Raw genomic sequence first — 15,571 nt, 5'->3', positions numbered from 1 at the left:
CAAGTCGAGCAGCTGAGCCTTGGCTGCATCGTGCGCTTTCGAATTCTGCATCGTCTGTCTTCCACGCAAAGACCGGCACGCGGCGAAGCCGCCGTGTACCGTAATTCGTCATTGTTTATCGATCCCCACGGCAGATTATCACTCCTGTACCAGGCTGAAGAGCGGATTGCCGGCGAACCCCGGCGGCATCCCTTCGCTCAAGCTATCCATGAATGCTTCGCGAGCGTAGCCGCGGCGACGTTGGTGTTAATAAAGCAAACCGGCTTTTCGTTTATTTAGCTTGTTACTAATTAAGCGAGCTTAAATTAGCGTCGATTCGCCCAAACTGGCTCTTCGCATGTTCAGGGATACGATATGTCGCCAATTTTTGGGTACCGCCAACATGCCAATCGGGCCGACTTTGCTCTGCATATTGAACAGCCTCGCATGGCCATGCATGGCCATTGCTTTAAACGCCCACGATCATCACCAAGTCCGTTCGTATTGGCGAGCCAACCACGACACGACATGCCGTACGAACAACCCCAGACCCAATCCACCAACCTCCACCACCTGCGCGTGGGCGATTTCGTGGTGACGACGATTCAGGATGCTTATCTTCAAGGCGGCTTCGGGCTGATCTCGAATCTGGACGAGGCGACGGTGCAGGCATTGCACACCGCGAGCCGGCGGCCGACGCCGCCGAAGATCACTTTGAACTGTTATCTGGTGGATACGGGCGACGAGCGGATTCTGATCGATACCGGGCTGGGTGGTCTGGTGGGCGATGAAGGCGCGCGGCTGGGCGCGGGGCTCGCGGAAATGGGCCTGACGTTTGCGGATATCGACCGCGTGATGCTTACGCATGCACATCCCGACCACCTCGGCGGGCTGATCGATGGCGACGACAACCCGGCCTTTCCACAGGCCGAGATTTTCGTGCCGGCCGGCGAGCTGGAATTCTGGCGTGGAGCGGTGCCGGATGATGCCAGCGAGATGCTGCGTAATCAGTTCACCAATGCACAGCGGGTGTTCGACGCCTGCGCGGCAAATCTGCGGGCGATCGAGACCGACGCGTTCATGCCCGGCATCACGCGTTATCCGCTGCCCGGCCATACGCCGGACCATAGCGGTTATCGCATCGAATCCGACGGCGAGAGTCTGTTGATCGCAGCGGATATCGTGCACCTGCCGCAGATCCAGTTTCCGCGTCCGGATGCGCATATCATGTTCGATACCGACCCGGAACAGGCGGTGCGCTCGCGCCAGGCGCTATTCGCGGAAGTCGCGGCGAGCGGCGAGTTGATCGCCGGCCACCATATCGACTTCCCCGGCATCGGCCATGTGGTAGCCGATGGCGCGGGGTATCGCTTTCTGCCACACGTCTGGTCGCCGTTCGTTTGAAACGACCCGACGACCAGCGACGCGGCTAGTCGGTTTCGCGAAACCGCGTCATCTGTTCCAGCGTGTCCTGAATGGCCGCCGGTGACGGGCCGTCTTCGCGCGGGCGGTAGTCACGGTCGAGTGCTTCCGGGCTGCCGATGGCGGGGAAGTCGATAAAGCCATTCTCCGTCATCGCCGCATGGCCACGGTACTGGGCCATGATCAGCGGCAGGCGTTCGGCCGGCTGAAACAGGTCGTGGCCGACGCTGGTGGCCTCGTAGGCGTTGTTCACGCCCAGCGCGTGCTCGAGCAGCGTAGGCGCCACGTCGAAGCTGCTGGTGAGGTATTCGGTTTGTTTGCCGGCCTCAGTGCGGCCCGGCCAGTGCACGATCATGGGCACCTGGGTCTGGTAGCGGCTGTAGTCGCCATTGTGGCCCCAGTAGTTCAGGCCGAGGTCGTTGAACTCCTGACCGTGATCGCCCGTGACGACGACGATGGTGTCGTCCATCAGGCCCTGGGCTTCGAGCGTGTCGAGCGTTTTGCCGACGAGGCCGTCCACGAAATGCACGGAGTTGCGATAGAGATTGTGCAGGCCGGTGGGGTCAGTGTCTTCGTCGAGCGAGAGATAGTTGACGCTGTCCCAGCTCGGCTGGAAGGGCCGCGGGTCGCCGTCCGGCAGATCGTAGGCGTGCGGCGAATCGTAGAAGACCATGCCGAAGAAGGGCTTGTCGGCGTCGGGATCGCGTTTTTGCAGGTAGTCGATGAAGTCGCGATTGGCGTCGATATCGCGCGCCGGCGAATCGTTGCCTTCGGATTCCATACGCAGCTCTTTCATGCGGGAAAAGATGGTGCGATGAAATTCGGGCGAGGACAGCGGCGCGCTGCGATAGATGCCGAAGTCGTAACCCAGATCGAGCAACCGGCTGACCAACACGGGCCGCGTGTTCGTCTGCAGCATGCTGTGCCAGTAGGTGCCGGGAATGCCATAGAACAACGAGAACATGCCGATACGCGTGGCATTGCCGCCGCTGTAGTGGTTCATGAAGCGCTGGTTGTTCTGGGCGAAACGCGCCATATGCGGGGAAACATCTTCATTCATGGCATCGAAACGCCAGGAATCGATGACGATGAAAACGATGTTCTTGGGTTCGGCCGGCGTCTGGGTTTGCAGCGGCACGCGCGGGTAGTCGATGGAACCATCGAGAGCGGTATCGCCGCCCCAGCTGGCCTCGGCCACATCGAAGCCGCGTTCTTCGAGGAAATCCTTGGCGGTGAGCGGTTCGTAGCCCGGCAACAGCCGGGTCTGGCGGGTGACGGTGCCGTCGCCCATGGCATCGGCATACGCATGAAACAGGTTGGTAGCCAGAAGCAGCGCGACACAGGCGCCGGCCATGCCATAGCCGAAGCGCCGCTGGCGTGTCGCCGCGACCAGCCGCCATACCGCCCAGCCCACGGCCCATAGCGCAAGCGCCACACCGAGCCCGATCAAGGCGACCTGGATTTTCATCGCCAGCGAGAATTCGAAGGTTTCTTCCGACGCGCCCGAGAAGAAAAGCGAAACCAGTGCGCCGTTCAAATGGAAACGGTACTGCTGGAACACCAGCGTATCGACCAGCAGCAGGCACGTCAGCACCACGCCGATCGCCCATGCGAGCGGCGCAATGATGTGTCGGTACGGCACGATCAGAGCGAGCAGCATGATGGGTAACAACCCGATCAGCGCGACCGACAGAAAATGCGCAAAGAACATCGCGATGCCGAAGCTGCGCGCCACCAGGCCGGTCGACAGATCGCCTACATCGAGATAGCGCAGGGCGACCAGCGACAGCACGAGGGTATAGGCAATCACAAGCCAGCCGAGCCAGCGCAGTAGCGCGCCGCGGCCGACCCCGGACGAAATGGGGTTGAGCATCAAAATCTTTGGGGTGGAGTGGGCAGAGCGGGCCATATCAGACAGATTGCGCGGCAAAGGTTCCACGCTGCGGCCACTCGATATCGAGCCCGGTAACGACACTGTCATACGTCGGCTTATATAGTAGGCAGGTCTGCAAACCGGGGAAGCTCGCATGGACCCGTCCAAGAACAGCCCGTTGTCACGTCTTTTCGGCCATTCGCCGTTCAAGGCGCTGCGCGAACACATTCGCGAAGTCGACAAGAGTGCGGATCTGCTGCGCGAGTATTTCGATGCGACGGCGGCCGGCGACTGGACCCAGGCCGAAGCGCTACACGAGCGCATTTCTGCCTGCGAACACGAGGCCGACGATCTCAAGGACAAGATTCGGCTGAACCTGCCGACGTCGCTGTTTCTACCGATCTCGCGCTCGGATCTGCTCGTGTTGATCGAAGCGCAGGACAAGATCGTCAACAAGGTCAAGGACATATCAGGCCTGATGACGGGACGGCGCATGGAATTCCCGCCCTCGGTGCAACGCCCGATCAGCGATTACATGCAGACGTCGATCGAGGCCGTACACCAGGCGCGCAAGGTGCTCGAGGAACTCGACGAACTGCTGGATTCCGGCTTCGGCCGCGACGTGAGCGAGATGATCGAAGATATGGTCACCGAACTGGGCCGGCTGGAGAAACGCGCGGATAACGAACAGATCGCCATTCGCCACCGCCTGCTCGAACTGGAAAGCGAGCTGCCGCCGCTGGAAGTGATGTTCATCTATCGCGTGATCGACTGGATCGGCACGCTTTCGGATCGCGCCGAACGCGTTGGCTCGCGTCTGCAGATTTTAATGGCACGCTAGCGCGCCTAACCCTTCCTTCTCTCCTGCGCCGCAGACAAGGACGTCCATGTCGCTCATTACTCAGCATGCGGAATTGCTGCTCATTCTCGCCTGTGTGTTCGGTTTCTTCATGGCCTGGGGTATCGGCGCCAACGATGTCGCCAACGCGATGGGCACCTCGGTGGGCTCGGGCGCCGTCACGGTCGGCCAGGCCGTGGTCATCGCCGGCATATTCGAGTTTCTGGGCGCATGGCTGGCCGGCGGCGAAGTCACGGAGACCATCAGCGGCGGGCTGATCAGCCCCGAAATATTCGCCGACAACCCGGACCTGCTGGTGATTGGCATGCTCGCGGCGCTGCTGGGGGCGGGCACGTTTTTGCTGGTCACTTCCATGCGCGGGCTACCGGTCTCCACGGGGCAGTCGATCGTCGGGGGCATTCTCGGGTTTGCGCTGATCGCTTTCGGCGCCGAACCGGTCAAATGGGCGGAAATCGGCAAGATCGCGGCCAGCTGGGTGGTATCGCCGCTGTTGGCCGGTGTGCTGGCGTTTCTGTTGTTCGAGTCGATTCGCCGGCTGGTATTCAACCATGCCGACCCGGCGGTGGGCGCGCGCCGGTATCTGCCGGCCTATGTATTTCTGGCTGCCTTCGTGATCTGTCTGGTCACTTTGGTCAAAGGCCTATCGCATATCGGTATCGATTTGAGTACGACGATGGCGGTCGCCGGCGCGGTCGCACTCGGCCTCGTAGCAGCCGCGATCAGCGCGGTACTGTTACGGCGTATCGATCTGTCGCCGGAAGCGCGTGCGACGGATCGTTATCGCAACGTGGAGCGCGTGTTTGCAGTCGCCCAGGTTTTCACCGCAGCCACGATGGCGTTCGCGCACGGCTCCAATGATGTGGCCAACGCAGTCGGGCCGGTCGCGGCAATTCTCAACGTGATCAACAATCCCGACAACGTCGGTCAGAGCTCCGAGCTGGCCGGATGGGTTCTGGTGCTGGGCGGTATTGGTATCGTGGTGGGCCTCGCCACCTATGGCCATCGCGTGATGCGCACGATCGGTGCCCGCATCACCGAGCTCACCCCGACCCGCGGCTTCTCGGCCGAACTGGCCGCGGCGTCGACGGTGGTGCTGGCGACTTTCTTCGGCCTGCCCGTCTCCACTACTCAGACGCTGGTCGGCGGCGTGCTCGGCGTGGGGCTTGCGCGCGGGCTGCGCGCACTGGATCTATCGGTGCTCGGCGGCGTGTTTCTGGGCTGGCTGCTCACCCTGCCCGGCGCTGCGTTGTTTACCGCGGCGTTCTACTTCCTGCTGAGCACCATACTGATCTAGGAACGCATCCTTGCGCCTAGTGCGCCAGCGGGCTGGCCAGAAAACGGCTCACGCGGTCGAACAGCTGCGGCGCGCGCCGTTCGAGCAGCACGAAATGGGTACCCCGGCCAATCTCGTCGTACTGCTTGTAGGCACTGCCCAACCGATCGTAAAGCCCGAGCCCATCCTCGCGGATGGCGGTGGCGTCTTCGGTGGCGCGGATCACCAGCGTGGGCACATCGATATCGCCGGCTTCATAGCGGGCGCGACCGTTGAAGGCTTCCCAGAGATCCACGAGCACGCCGTTGGGGGCGCGCACGAAATCGGCCGGTTCATCGCGCAGCATGGCGTCGTACCAGCGCTCCACCATCGCCGGATCGCGCCAGCTGTCGGGATCGGCCGCGGTGATTTCCGCGCCCCAACGCTCGCGCGCCTGCGCGGCGGTTTCGGTGCGATAGGCGCCCAGCGGGCGTAAACGGTGCGGGTTGTCACGATCTTCGAGTGCCGCGATACGATCACGCCGTTCGCAGCTATACACCGGCGCGAACAGCACCAGCCGATTGATCGTGCCGGGCTGGCTGGCGGCATACATGCCCGTGGTCATCGTGCCCCAGGACCAACCCACCAGATCGATTTTTTCGACGCCGGTGCGCTCTCGAATGAAAGCAATCGTATCGGCAATATCCGCGACCGCACTTTCGGCACGCGCAAACGGCGGATTGTCCTGCGCAGGTTCGTCCAGCACCGGGCTGCGCGTGGACGCGCCGTAGCCGCGCACATCCAGCGCATAAGCCGCATAACCGTCATCGACCGCATGGTCGAGCCAGCTGCTGGTCGGCACATCGAACATCACGCCGGGGTAAGTCGCGCCGTGTACGAACAGCACGGCTTTGGCCGGGGTATCAGCTGCGGGGCTATCCGCCGTCTTTTCACGGACGTGAATACGCTCGTTCGGCGCTTCGGAACTGGTAATGAACAGATCTTCGCAGCGTGGCATCAACCGGGCCCCGACTTTTTGTTGTCGAAATCGATATCGTCGGCGCGCGCGGCGATGTTGTCGGCCACGAACGCACCGCGCTCGCCCATCGGTTTGCCGCCGGAGGTAGTAGTGTCGTGTGCGGTCTGAAACTCGAGCTGGGCGTTGAGCTCGCCGCCTACGAGCATGATGAGCACGGTGATATAGAGCCAGGTCAGCACCACGACCACGGCACCCAGCGAACCATAGGTCGCCGAATAATTATCGGAAAAGGCCACGTAGACAGAGAACGCGAGCGAGCCGATGATCCAGAACACCGTCACGATGGCGGCACCCACCATCACCCAGCGCCATTTCGGCGCGCGTCGGCTTGGCGCGTAGCGATACAGCCCGGCGATACCCAACATCAGGAACAGCGCCGCGCCGCCCAGGCCGATGCCCCGGCCAACGGCAACCATCCAGTCGGCAAAACCCAGCGCAGCAAACAGCAATGGCACGCCGGCCGCCAGAACGGCCACCATACTGAGCCCGAGTACGATCGCCAGGGTCAGCGCCAGCGACACCGCGATCTTGACGAAGAAGTTGCGGGTTTCACGCTCGGCATACACCACGTTGAGGGCAATCATCAGCGCGGTCGTGCCTTTGCGCGCGCTCCACAGCGCCAAGGCCAGCGTGAACAGCGCGGCCAGACCGAGCGAGGCCTGCGGCTTGGCGGCAATCTGACTCATCTGGCCGGTGATGGTGGTGATGACATCCGGCGGAACGACGCCGCGCAGCTGTTGCACCTGATCGACCACGCCAGCCGGGTCGAGAAACAACCCGTAGATCGCGACGAACGCCGCAATACCGGGAAAAATCGCCAGCAGCCCGTAGAACGACACGCCGGCTGCGATGATCGAAAGATTGTTGTCGTTGAACGCGTGATAGACGCGCAGCGCGACGTCGCGCCAGCCCTTGAACGGGATATTGACCGGCGTTGCCGCCCGCCGCCCGCGTCCATCCGCTGACGGCTGTTCGTTCGGCGAAAGCTGCTTTGCGTTATGACGGTGCACCATTGTCTCCCTGACCTCGGGCGCTGCCCGACTCGAAAACGCGACCCGGGCCGGGCGCTGTCTGCATGACAGCGCCGACGCACGCGGCGTAGCATCGCGCCATGCCTCGCCCCAGCCGTCACTTTAACCCAACGCTGTCGTGGTCACGATGCGCGAACGCATGACCATCAAACAGTATCTGCTGGTGGCAGCGGCCGCGCTGTTGTTCGCGCTCGGCGTACTGGGGGTATTCCTGCCGCTGTTGCCCACCACGCCGTTCATGCTGGCAGCGGTAGCCCTGGCCTCGCGCGGCTCACCGCGCTTTGCCGCATGGATACGCGCCAATCGCTATGCCGGTCCGGCCATCAACAACTGGGAGCGCGAGCGCGCGCTATCACGACACGCCAAGATCACCGCCGTGGCGATGATCGCAACCAGCATCGCCATCGTCTGGTGGCATATCGATTATCGCCCGTTGGCGATCGGCGTGACCGTTGGGCTGGCCTGTGTCGCCACTTTTCTGGTCACCCGGCCGACACCGCAGCACGCGCCCGACTCTAGTCGAAAAGCAGGCTCTTGAGCATCGTCTGAATCTGCTCGCGATAGCGTTCATGCTCACCGCTGACCGTGGCGGTGACCTGGTATTGGCGCCGCTCGCCGAGCCGGTAGAGCCAATGGCTAACGGTATCGCCCATTTCGGTCTGCGTGGTGTATTGCAGCGCGGTGTAGTCGCCCATCTTCACCGAATTCGCACTCGGCGCGCCGTCGGCACGCACGGCTTCGGCATATTCGGCCAACGTGTCGATACCCGGCTTGCGATCGCGGGTGACGGTCAGCACGAACCCGTCGCTGATCTCGCTGGCGGCTGCATTGGCCGGGCCAAGCACCTTGAACGATACGGTGTCGTCGCCGTCGCGCGATACGCGCGCACCTTTCGGCCGTTCGATGGAAAAACCGAGCTGCGGGTTGCGATAACGCGCCTCGGCGTCGGTTTCAGCCGGGTCAGAAACAGCAGCGGAAACCGGCACGAAGCTCGATAGAATCGCGTCGCGCTGGGGCGCCGATGCGCCTTCGACGATCATGATCGCGGCGCGATCCTGTGCCAATGCGATCGCCTTGACCGCCCGCGATGCACTTTCGTCGTCCTGTACCAGCACCACGCTGCCCGCCGTGTTGCGGGTTTCGCTGGCCGCACTCGGGTCGCCGATTGTGTCGACTGCGAGCGCGCGCAGCGAGCGTCCGCCCCGCGCGGTGGTCGAAACCCGTAGCGTAAGCGCGTCACTGCTCAGAACTCGCGCATCGCTATCGCGCTCGTGCGGCCTATCGGCGGCGTCGAGTTCGAGTTGGCGCGGATAGTCGAACTCGAAGCCCGCGCGCGTATCGCGATAGTGAGCGAAGTTCGCAGGCGCCGCCGGGCTGGCGGTGGCCTGGTCTGGCGAGGGCTGTTCTTTATCGCTTGCGAGCAGCGCGCCGGCGTTGCAGGTCATGGCCAGGGCGAGCAGTCCGGTGATCCAGAGTCTTGAGAGTCTTGGGTGTGAAGCCTTGCCGTATCGCATGGCGTTATCCGTTCGAGATGATGCGTCCTAACCGACACCCCGGGCGCGCCGAGGTTTCGTTGCCGGTCGACGTTTGTTGCGTTGACAGCGTCGATCGCTGCGCGCAATGTCAAATCTTCGGCCACGGCCGAATATAAAAGTTCAATACGAACAATAACTAACGTTGGAGGAGACAATGTACGACAGCAAAAATCTCGAACGCCTGGGCCAGCTCGATGCCGGCGCGCCACAGGGTATGGACGCATTCTGGGCGTTCGACAAGGCGGCTTTTGCCGAGGGCGCAATCGACGCCAAGACCAAGCAGCTGATCGCGCTCGCGGTCGCCATGACTACCCAGTGCCCTTATTGCCTCGAGCTGCACACTCAGGCCGCGCGTGATGCCGGCGCCAGCAACGAAGAACTCAGCGAAACCGCGGTCGTCGCGGCCGCCATTCGTGCCGGCGGCGCCATCACCCACGCGACGCATATGTTCGCCAAATAAAATGGCGCCGGGATGATCGCGGCTAAGGCTCGATCTCCTCGGCCCAGTTCAACTCGCGATAGCGCGCCACGTCGTCGCCGAAGAACGGGTATTTGACGATTTCAAAATACGGCGAGTGGTCGAAATCGCGCGGCGTAATCAAGCGCGCATTGCGGCGATGAAACACCATGTCCCCGCCATCGCCGCGATGGAGCGTGGGCAGAATGGGATAGCGCACGCTGGCAAAGGCACGGGCGATCAGCGTGGAGCAAATCGTGCGCGCCATCTCACCATGGCCGACTTCGAACAACGAGGAGCGCCAACGTCGGGGCAACAGGCCGTAGGGAAAGAAGAACCGCAGCAGATCGCTGATATGACGCAGGTCGTAGGGGGTGCCAACGCGTTCGATACAGAACTCGATCACCGCCAGGCTGTCGCTCTGCGAAAGTTCACGCGCACGGCACAGACGTAGATGCTCGTAGCGGTAACGAGTGATGGGCGACAAATGCACGCCGTGCCCGATCTCGGCTTCGAGCAACATAGGCGTCGTATCGGCGATGCCTTGCGCACGTAGCGGTGAGACATCGACGCCGAGCAAGGCCAGTTCGGCAACCGTCCCCAGATGCAACGCCGCGTGCGTCCAGGCGCTGAGGGTCACGCTCTGAATCACGCCCGATACACGGCTTCGGCCTTCGACGAGCACAATATCGGCACGCTGAAGATGCTCACAGAGACGACCGAAGTCGTTGCGCGGCATGCCCAGTGGCCGTGATTCGGCCGCCAGCCAGTCCACGACCGGTTCGGTCAGACGGTGGCGCAGGCTTTGCAATGGCGCAGTAATCTTCATGACGATCTCAGCTTAGCAGCCTGAATGCGCTTCGAGAGGCGCACAGCGCTTCGGCTGAAGCCGTGGTTGCTGTATAATCCAGCCATTCTCAGGCGGCCGCCGTCGGCACGCGAGCTTGAACCCGGCATCTTTCGCAAGCCTGGTTCATAACGCGACGCCCCGTCGTAACGGCGGCCGACCCTACGCCCAGTCAACAAGAGATCGCATTGGCCCGGTCGCGCACTATCGAACGTTCCAGCCTCGTGCTCAGCCTGCTGGCCGTGTGCGTGGGTGTGGCTGCGGGCTATGGCGCTTCGATCTTTCGCGATCTCATCGCGCTGTTTCACAACCTTGCCTTCTTCGGCGAGTTGTCGCTGGTCTACGACGCCAACGAACATACCGCAGCCAGCCCCTTCGGGGCGTGGATCATCATCGTGCCGATGCTGGGCTCGGTGGCCGTCACCTTTCTCGTGCAGAATTTCGCCCCCGAGGCCAAGGGCCATGGCGTGCCGGAAGTCATCGACGCGATCTATTACAAGGGCGGGCGGATTCGTCCGAGCGTGGCCGGGGTCAAGGCTCTCGCCTCTTCGATTTCGATCGCGACCGGCGGCGCGGTCGGGCGCGAAGGCCCGATCATCCAGATCGGCTCGGCGCTGGGTTCGAGCATTGGCCAGGCAACCCTGCTGCGGGAATGGCAACGCAACACGTTGATCGCCGCCGGTGCCGCGGCCGGTATTGCCGCCACCTTCAACGCGCCGCTCGGCGGATTATTGTTCGCCATCGAAATCATCCTCCCGGAAACCTCGGGGCGTACGCTCATCCCGGTGGCACTGGCAACCGGCGCCGCCTCGTTCGTGGGCCGCGCGCTGTTCGGCAATACGCCGTCCTTCGACATACCGGCGCTGGCCAACAACGCGCTCGATCTCAATTCGCCGGAACTGCTTGGCGTATACGTCGTCTTCGGCATTCTGATGGGCCTGGCCGCGCTGATATTCACCCGCAGCATCTATGTGTTCGAAGCCTTGTTCGAGCGAATGCCGGGCAACGATTACTCACGCCATCTGATCGGCATGGGGCTGGTCGGCGTGATGATGTACGCCTTCATGGCGCTGAGCGGTCAGTACTATATTCAGGGCGTGGGCTACGCCACGATCCAGGATATTCTGGAAAACGCGCTCACCTCGCCCTGGCTGTTGTTGCTGCTGTTTGCCGGCAAACTGCTGGCCACATCGCTCACCCTCGGCTCGGGTGCATCCGGCGGCGTGTTCTCGCCCGCTCTGTACCTGGGCGCCGCGCTGGGTGGGGTGTTCGCGGTGGCCATGCACCATGTCGCGCCCTGGTTCGAGCTCGATGTCGCAACCATGGCGGTACTGGGTATGGCGGCGGTCGTGGCCAGTTCCACAGGGGCCGCACTGACTGCGATCGTGATCATCTTCGAAATGACGCGCGACTATCACGTAATCATTCCGATGATCATCGTCGTCTCGATCGCCTATTACGTGCGCCAGTTCCTGATGGCGGACACGATCTATACCTTCAAGCTCACGCGCCGCAATCATCCGGTACCCGCATCGCTCGAAACCAATCTGTTCATGCTGCAAAAGGCGTCGGAGTTCTACGACCCGCGCGTGATCCGGGTGGGCAACAAGCGCGGGTTGGCCGAGATTCGCCGTCGCTTCAAGCGCTTCGGCCGTCAGGCGCCGAACGTGCTCGTACTCGACGACGAGCAGAAGATTCAGGCCATCTTTTCCACGCGTCGTCATTACCGGCTCACCCGCCGCGCCAAGATACACAGCTGGGCCGACGAGCATATGGAAACCGACTATATCGTCGCCGCGGCCGACGACATGGTCTTCGATATCGTCGGCCGGCTGCGTGCCGCAAAGTGCGAAGTGGCCCTCGTGACACCGGACGGCAAGATGAGCCACCCGCGTGAAGTCGAGGGCGTGCTGACCCTGTCGGATGTAGCCCGTAGCAGCCGTCTGGCCCGCCAGATGGAACGCCGCCGCCCGCGTACAGAAGCCAAAAACTAGCGCCTGACCCTCGAACATTGCGCGCCGACGGCACTCGCCCGGCACGTTTTTTGTATCATGCGCGCCCTATCACCGCCTGAGCGTAGGATCTGCCGTGAACGCCATCGCCCGCTATTTCGATTTCGACACTCTCGGCACGAATTGGCGTACGGAAAGCGTGGCCGGCCTGACCACGTTCCTGTCGATGGCCTACATCCTGTTCGTGAACCCGGCGGTGTTGTCGCTGGCCTCGGTGCCGGATGCCGCAGGGCTCGGCATGCCGCGCGATGCGGTGTTTACGGCCACCGCCGTCGCCGCGGCGTTTGGTTCGCTGGTGATGGGTTTGCTCGCGTGTTACCCCATCGCACAGGCGCCCGGCATGGGCCTGAACGCGTTCTTTGCGTTCTCGGTCGTGCTCGGCATGGGTATCGAATGGCAGACCGCGCTGGCCGGCACATTCGTGTCAGGCCTGATCTTCATGGCGCTGACCGTTTCGCGCCTGCGCGAACGGGTGATCAATGCCATCCCCAACGAACTCAAGCATGCCGTGGCCGCCGGCATCGGCCTGTTCATTGCCTTCATCGGTCTGACCAACGCCGGCATCATCGTCAATGACGATGCACTGCTCGTGGGCCTGGCGCCGCTGACGGATCCACAAACCCTGCTGGCGATCTTCGGGCTGATCGTCACCGTGATCCTGATGACATTGCGCCTGTCCAGCGCCATCTTTCTGGGCATGGCGATTACGGCGATCGTGGGCATGCTCACCGGCCTGATCGCGCTGCCGGATCAGATCATCAGCCCGGTACCGGATATCAGCCCCGTGGCCGGTGCAGCGATTTCACGCCTGCCCGAGCTGTTCACACCGCAGATGGCGGTGGTCATCGGCACCATGCTGTTCGTGGATTTCTTCGACTCGGCCGGCACGCTCATGGGCGTGGCGCGCCAGGCCGGGCTGATCCGCGACAACAAGCTGCCGCGGGCCGGGCGTGCGTTGTTCGCCGATGCCCTGGCCACCACCGCCAGCGGCCTGATCGGCACCTCGTCGACCACCGCTTATATCGAATCCGCCTCGGGCGTGGCGGCCGGCGGGCGCAGCGGCTTCACCGCCGTGGTTGTCGGTGTGCTGTTTCTGCTGGCGCTGTTCTTCTCGCCCTTGCTGGCCGTGGTGACCCAGGCCGTTACCGCCCCGGCGCTGATCGTGGTGGGTGTGCTCATGGCCGCATCGCTGCGCCATATCGCCTGGGATCGGTTCGAAACCGCCGTACCGGCGTTTCTGACCGTGTTGCTGATGCCGCTGACCTACTCCATCGCCACCGGCATCGCACTCGGCTTTATCGTCTACCCGATCACCATGGCTGCAGCGCGTCGCCACCGCGAGATCCACCCGCTGATGCTCGTTCTGGCGGTGATCTTTCTGGGCTATTTCGTGTTTCTGCGCGCCTAGGCGCTTACGTCCGCGGCGGCCCCTGGTGTTGGGCGCGCCGAGTCTGAAAGACTCGTTTCGCGATATCGATGCGGTACAAGCCTAGCTCCACCGCGACACGCCGATGGATGCGTTAGCGGTCGAAGCCCTGATCGCCATGGCGCAGCGCATTCCCGGCAACCACGCCGCGGCGCTGCCGGCGCTGGCCGAACGCGCGGACCGAACCCTCATCGAACAACTGCCCGGCCGTAATCACCTCAACGCGGTCACCGCGCGCATTCAAGAACACAACCATCCAGTTTCTGGAAAAACCTACGCAGGCAAACAACGAACCCAAACCACGCATGTACACCCGGCGACAGCGCTGCGAAGATCGCCTCGATAGCTCGCGATAAGAACCCAAAAAATACATACATTACAATCAAATAGCCGTTTCGATCCGGCGCGACTCATGTCGGCATCTACGGTGCCTTCGAGGAGAGCCAACATGGGTGAACAACGCAGCACGCCGACCACGGCGAACGATGATCCACGTGCACGCCAACCCGGCCTGCCCCGCTATCTCGCGGCGATGGGGCCGGGGTTTTTGTTTGCCGGCGCGGCGATCGGCACTTCACACGTGGTCCAGGCCACACGCGCAGGCGCGGACTACGGTACCGGACTGCTCGTATTCATCCTGCTCGCGATTCTGATCAAGTATCCCTGCTTTTATTTCGGCCCGCTCTATGCGAGCAAGACCGGCAATTCGCTGGTGGAAGGCTATCGCCAGAGCTTCGGCAAATCGGTGGTGGCCCTGTTCGGGCTAATCCAGATACCGGTGTTCGCGATCATCGTGGCCGCGATCGCGATTACCACGGCCGGCGTGGGCGGCAACCTGCTCGGTATTCCGCTGAGCGGGCCGACGCTGGCTACGGTACTGATCGTAGCCTGCTGCGTGATCATCTATGCCGGCGGGTATGCCATCGTCGATGCGGTGAACAAACTGTTTATCGCCATACTCAGCGTGACCACGATTATTGCGACCGCGCTGGCACTGCCGAACGTGGATTGGAGCTTCTACCCCAGCACGGCGGTGTCGCCGCTGGTTAGCTACACCACGTTCGTGACGCTGGTGGCGGTCCTCGGCTTCATGCCGTCCGGGCTGTCGCTTTCCATCGTCAACTCGCTATGGTCGCTCGCGCGTAACGACGCCAACGGCACACGGGCCGACAGCCGGCAGGAAAAAGCCGACTTCGATATCGGCTATATCGGCTCTGCCCTGATCGCGGCCTGCTTCGTGATCATGGGCGCTGGCGTGATGCACAGCCAGAACATCAATCTGGCCACCGGCTCGGTCGGGTTTGCCAACCAGGTGGTCGATCTTTATGTCGCCACACTGGGGCCGTGGAGCGGTTTCGTGGTCGGCATTTCCATATTCACCGTGCTGTTGACCACGCTGCTGACCGTGCTCGACGGTTTTCCCCGCGTGGTGGTCGCCGTTTTCGAAAGCCTCGGCCACGACAGCGCCGCACAACCGCCCGAGCAGGCGCGGGTCGGGCAGCGCCAGGGCACGCTTTATCTGGCCATGGCCGGATTATCGGTACTGGCGGTACTCATTCTGTATTTCCTGATGAGCAACTTCTGGTTGTTCATCAACTTCGCGATGATCACCTCGGCGGTGATCAGCCCGCTGCTGGCTGCCCTGAATCATTTCACGATGAACGGCCCGTCGGTGGCGCCCGCGGGCCGTCCCGCGGCATGGCTCAACGCCTGGAGCGCGCTGGCGATCGCCACGCTGGCGGTCTTGTCGCTGTGTTACCTGTATGTGCGCTTTTTGAGCTAGTCGTTCGACACCCCAGCCTATTCGGCGCCGGGGGCGGCACCCCGGCGTTCGAGCGC

Annotated in this window: 14 protein-coding genes; 9 read left to right on the top strand and 5 right to left on the bottom strand. The window is 62.6% G+C overall.

Going from position 1 to position 15,571, the window contains the following annotated elements; translation table 11 throughout:
• Positions 1 to 507: 507 nt before the first annotated feature.
• Complete coding sequence (locus SSPSH_RS02645) at positions 508 to 1,383, top strand: MBL fold metallo-hydrolase (protein WP_006914166.1); 876 nt, start codon at positions 508 to 510, stop codon at positions 1,381 to 1,383.
• A 25-nt stretch (positions 1,384 to 1,408) separates the two neighbouring features.
• Here SSPSH_RS02645 and SSPSH_RS02640 read toward each other — a convergent pair whose 3' ends face one another.
• Positions 1,409 to 3,274: a DUF3413 domain-containing protein gene (locus SSPSH_RS02640; RefSeq protein ID WP_006914167.1), complete on the bottom strand. Its 1,866-nt coding sequence runs from the start codon at positions 3,272 to 3,274 to the stop codon at positions 1,409 to 1,411.
• A gap of 154 nt (positions 3,275 to 3,428) precedes the next feature.
• Between SSPSH_RS02640 and SSPSH_RS02635 the strand changes: the two genes are divergently transcribed.
• Together SSPSH_RS02635 and SSPSH_RS02630 are read left to right on the top strand one after the other, a co-directional pair.
• A complete protein-coding gene (locus SSPSH_RS02635; RefSeq protein ID WP_006914168.1) occupies positions 3,429 to 4,115 on the top strand; it encodes a TIGR00153 family protein in 687 nt (228 codons plus the stop codon).
• A gap of 46 nt (positions 4,116 to 4,161) precedes the next feature.
• On the top strand, positions 4,162 to 5,427 hold the full coding sequence (locus SSPSH_RS02630) for an inorganic phosphate transporter (protein WP_006914169.1): 1,266 nt from the start codon (positions 4,162 to 4,164) through the stop codon (positions 5,425 to 5,427).
• A gap of 16 nt (positions 5,428 to 5,443) precedes the next feature.
• Here the strand turns inward: SSPSH_RS02630 and SSPSH_RS02625 are convergent, their stop codons facing one another.
• On the bottom strand, positions 5,444 to 6,403 hold the full coding sequence (locus SSPSH_RS02625) for an alpha/beta hydrolase (RefSeq protein WP_006914170.1): 960 nt from the start codon (positions 6,401 to 6,403) through the stop codon (positions 5,444 to 5,446).
• Positions 6,403 to 7,437, bottom strand: a complete 1,035-nt coding sequence (locus tag SSPSH_RS02620) for a YihY/virulence factor BrkB family protein (RefSeq protein WP_006914171.1) — start codon at positions 7,435 to 7,437, stop codon at positions 6,403 to 6,405. The genes SSPSH_RS02625 and SSPSH_RS02620 overlap by 1 nt, the downstream gene beginning before the upstream one ends.
• A gap of 157 nt (positions 7,438 to 7,594) precedes the next feature.
• Between SSPSH_RS02620 and SSPSH_RS02615 the strand changes: the two genes are divergently transcribed.
• The gene (locus SSPSH_RS02615; RefSeq protein WP_152522715.1) at positions 7,595 to 7,993 is read left to right on the top strand and encodes a YbaN family protein; all 399 of its coding nucleotides are present in this window, start codon (positions 7,595 to 7,597) and stop codon (positions 7,991 to 7,993) included.
• On the opposite strand, the gene SSPSH_RS02610 is transcribed toward SSPSH_RS02615, so the two are convergent.
• Positions 7,971 to 8,969: a hypothetical protein gene (locus SSPSH_RS02610; RefSeq protein ID WP_021031327.1), complete on the bottom strand. Its 999-nt coding sequence runs from the start codon at positions 8,967 to 8,969 to the stop codon at positions 7,971 to 7,973. The two genes, SSPSH_RS02615 and SSPSH_RS02610, sit on opposite strands and share 23 nt — an antisense overlap.
• 175 nt (positions 8,970 to 9,144) lie before the next feature.
• Here SSPSH_RS02610 and SSPSH_RS02605 point away from each other — a divergent pair, with 175 nt between their 5' ends.
• Entirely contained in the window at positions 9,145 to 9,450 is a 306-nt protein-coding gene (locus tag SSPSH_RS02605; RefSeq protein ID WP_006914174.1) for a carboxymuconolactone decarboxylase family protein, read from the top strand.
• Between the two features lie 22 nt (positions 9,451 to 9,472).
• Here the strand turns inward: SSPSH_RS02605 and SSPSH_RS02600 are convergent, their stop codons facing one another.
• Positions 9,473 to 10,276, bottom strand: a complete 804-nt coding sequence (locus SSPSH_RS02600) for a YiiX/YebB-like N1pC/P60 family cysteine hydrolase (protein WP_006914175.1) — start codon at positions 10,274 to 10,276, stop codon at positions 9,473 to 9,475.
• A gap of 206 nt (positions 10,277 to 10,482) precedes the next feature.
• Here SSPSH_RS02600 and SSPSH_RS02595 point away from each other — a divergent pair, with 206 nt between their 5' ends.
• From SSPSH_RS02595 to SSPSH_RS02580, 4 genes are all read left to right on the top strand, one after another.
• Positions 10,483 to 12,288 carry a chloride channel protein gene (locus SSPSH_RS02595; protein WP_006914176.1) on the top strand — a complete coding sequence of 602 codons (1,806 nt, stop codon included), beginning with the start codon at positions 10,483 to 10,485 and terminating at the stop codon, positions 12,286 to 12,288.
• 103 nt (positions 12,289 to 12,391) lie between these two features.
• Positions 12,392 to 13,714 (top strand): NCS2 family permease, encoded by a 1,323-nt coding sequence (locus SSPSH_RS02590; RefSeq protein WP_040607351.1) that lies wholly within the window; start codon positions 12,392 to 12,394, stop codon positions 13,712 to 13,714.
• A gap of 103 nt (positions 13,715 to 13,817) precedes the next feature.
• Positions 13,818 to 14,078 carry a hypothetical protein gene (locus SSPSH_RS18640; protein ID WP_152522714.1) on the top strand — a complete coding sequence of 87 codons (261 nt, stop codon included), beginning with the start codon at positions 13,818 to 13,820 and terminating at the stop codon, positions 14,076 to 14,078.
• Positions 14,079 to 14,180: 102 nt separating this feature from the next.
• Positions 14,181 to 15,515, top strand: coding sequence for an NRAMP family divalent metal transporter (locus SSPSH_RS02580; protein WP_006914179.1), 1,335 nt, complete (start codon positions 14,181 to 14,183; stop codon positions 15,513 to 15,515).
• Positions 15,516 to 15,571 lie beyond the last annotated feature (56 nt).

It is taken from the genome of Salinisphaera shabanensis E1L3A, from assembly GCF_000215955.2.
GTDB classification, from domain to species: Bacteria; Pseudomonadota; Gammaproteobacteria; order Nevskiales; family Salinisphaeraceae; genus Salinisphaera; species Salinisphaera shabanensis.
Note: the sequence above shows the minus strand (reverse complement) of the source record. Positions and strands in the feature narration are given on the sequence as shown.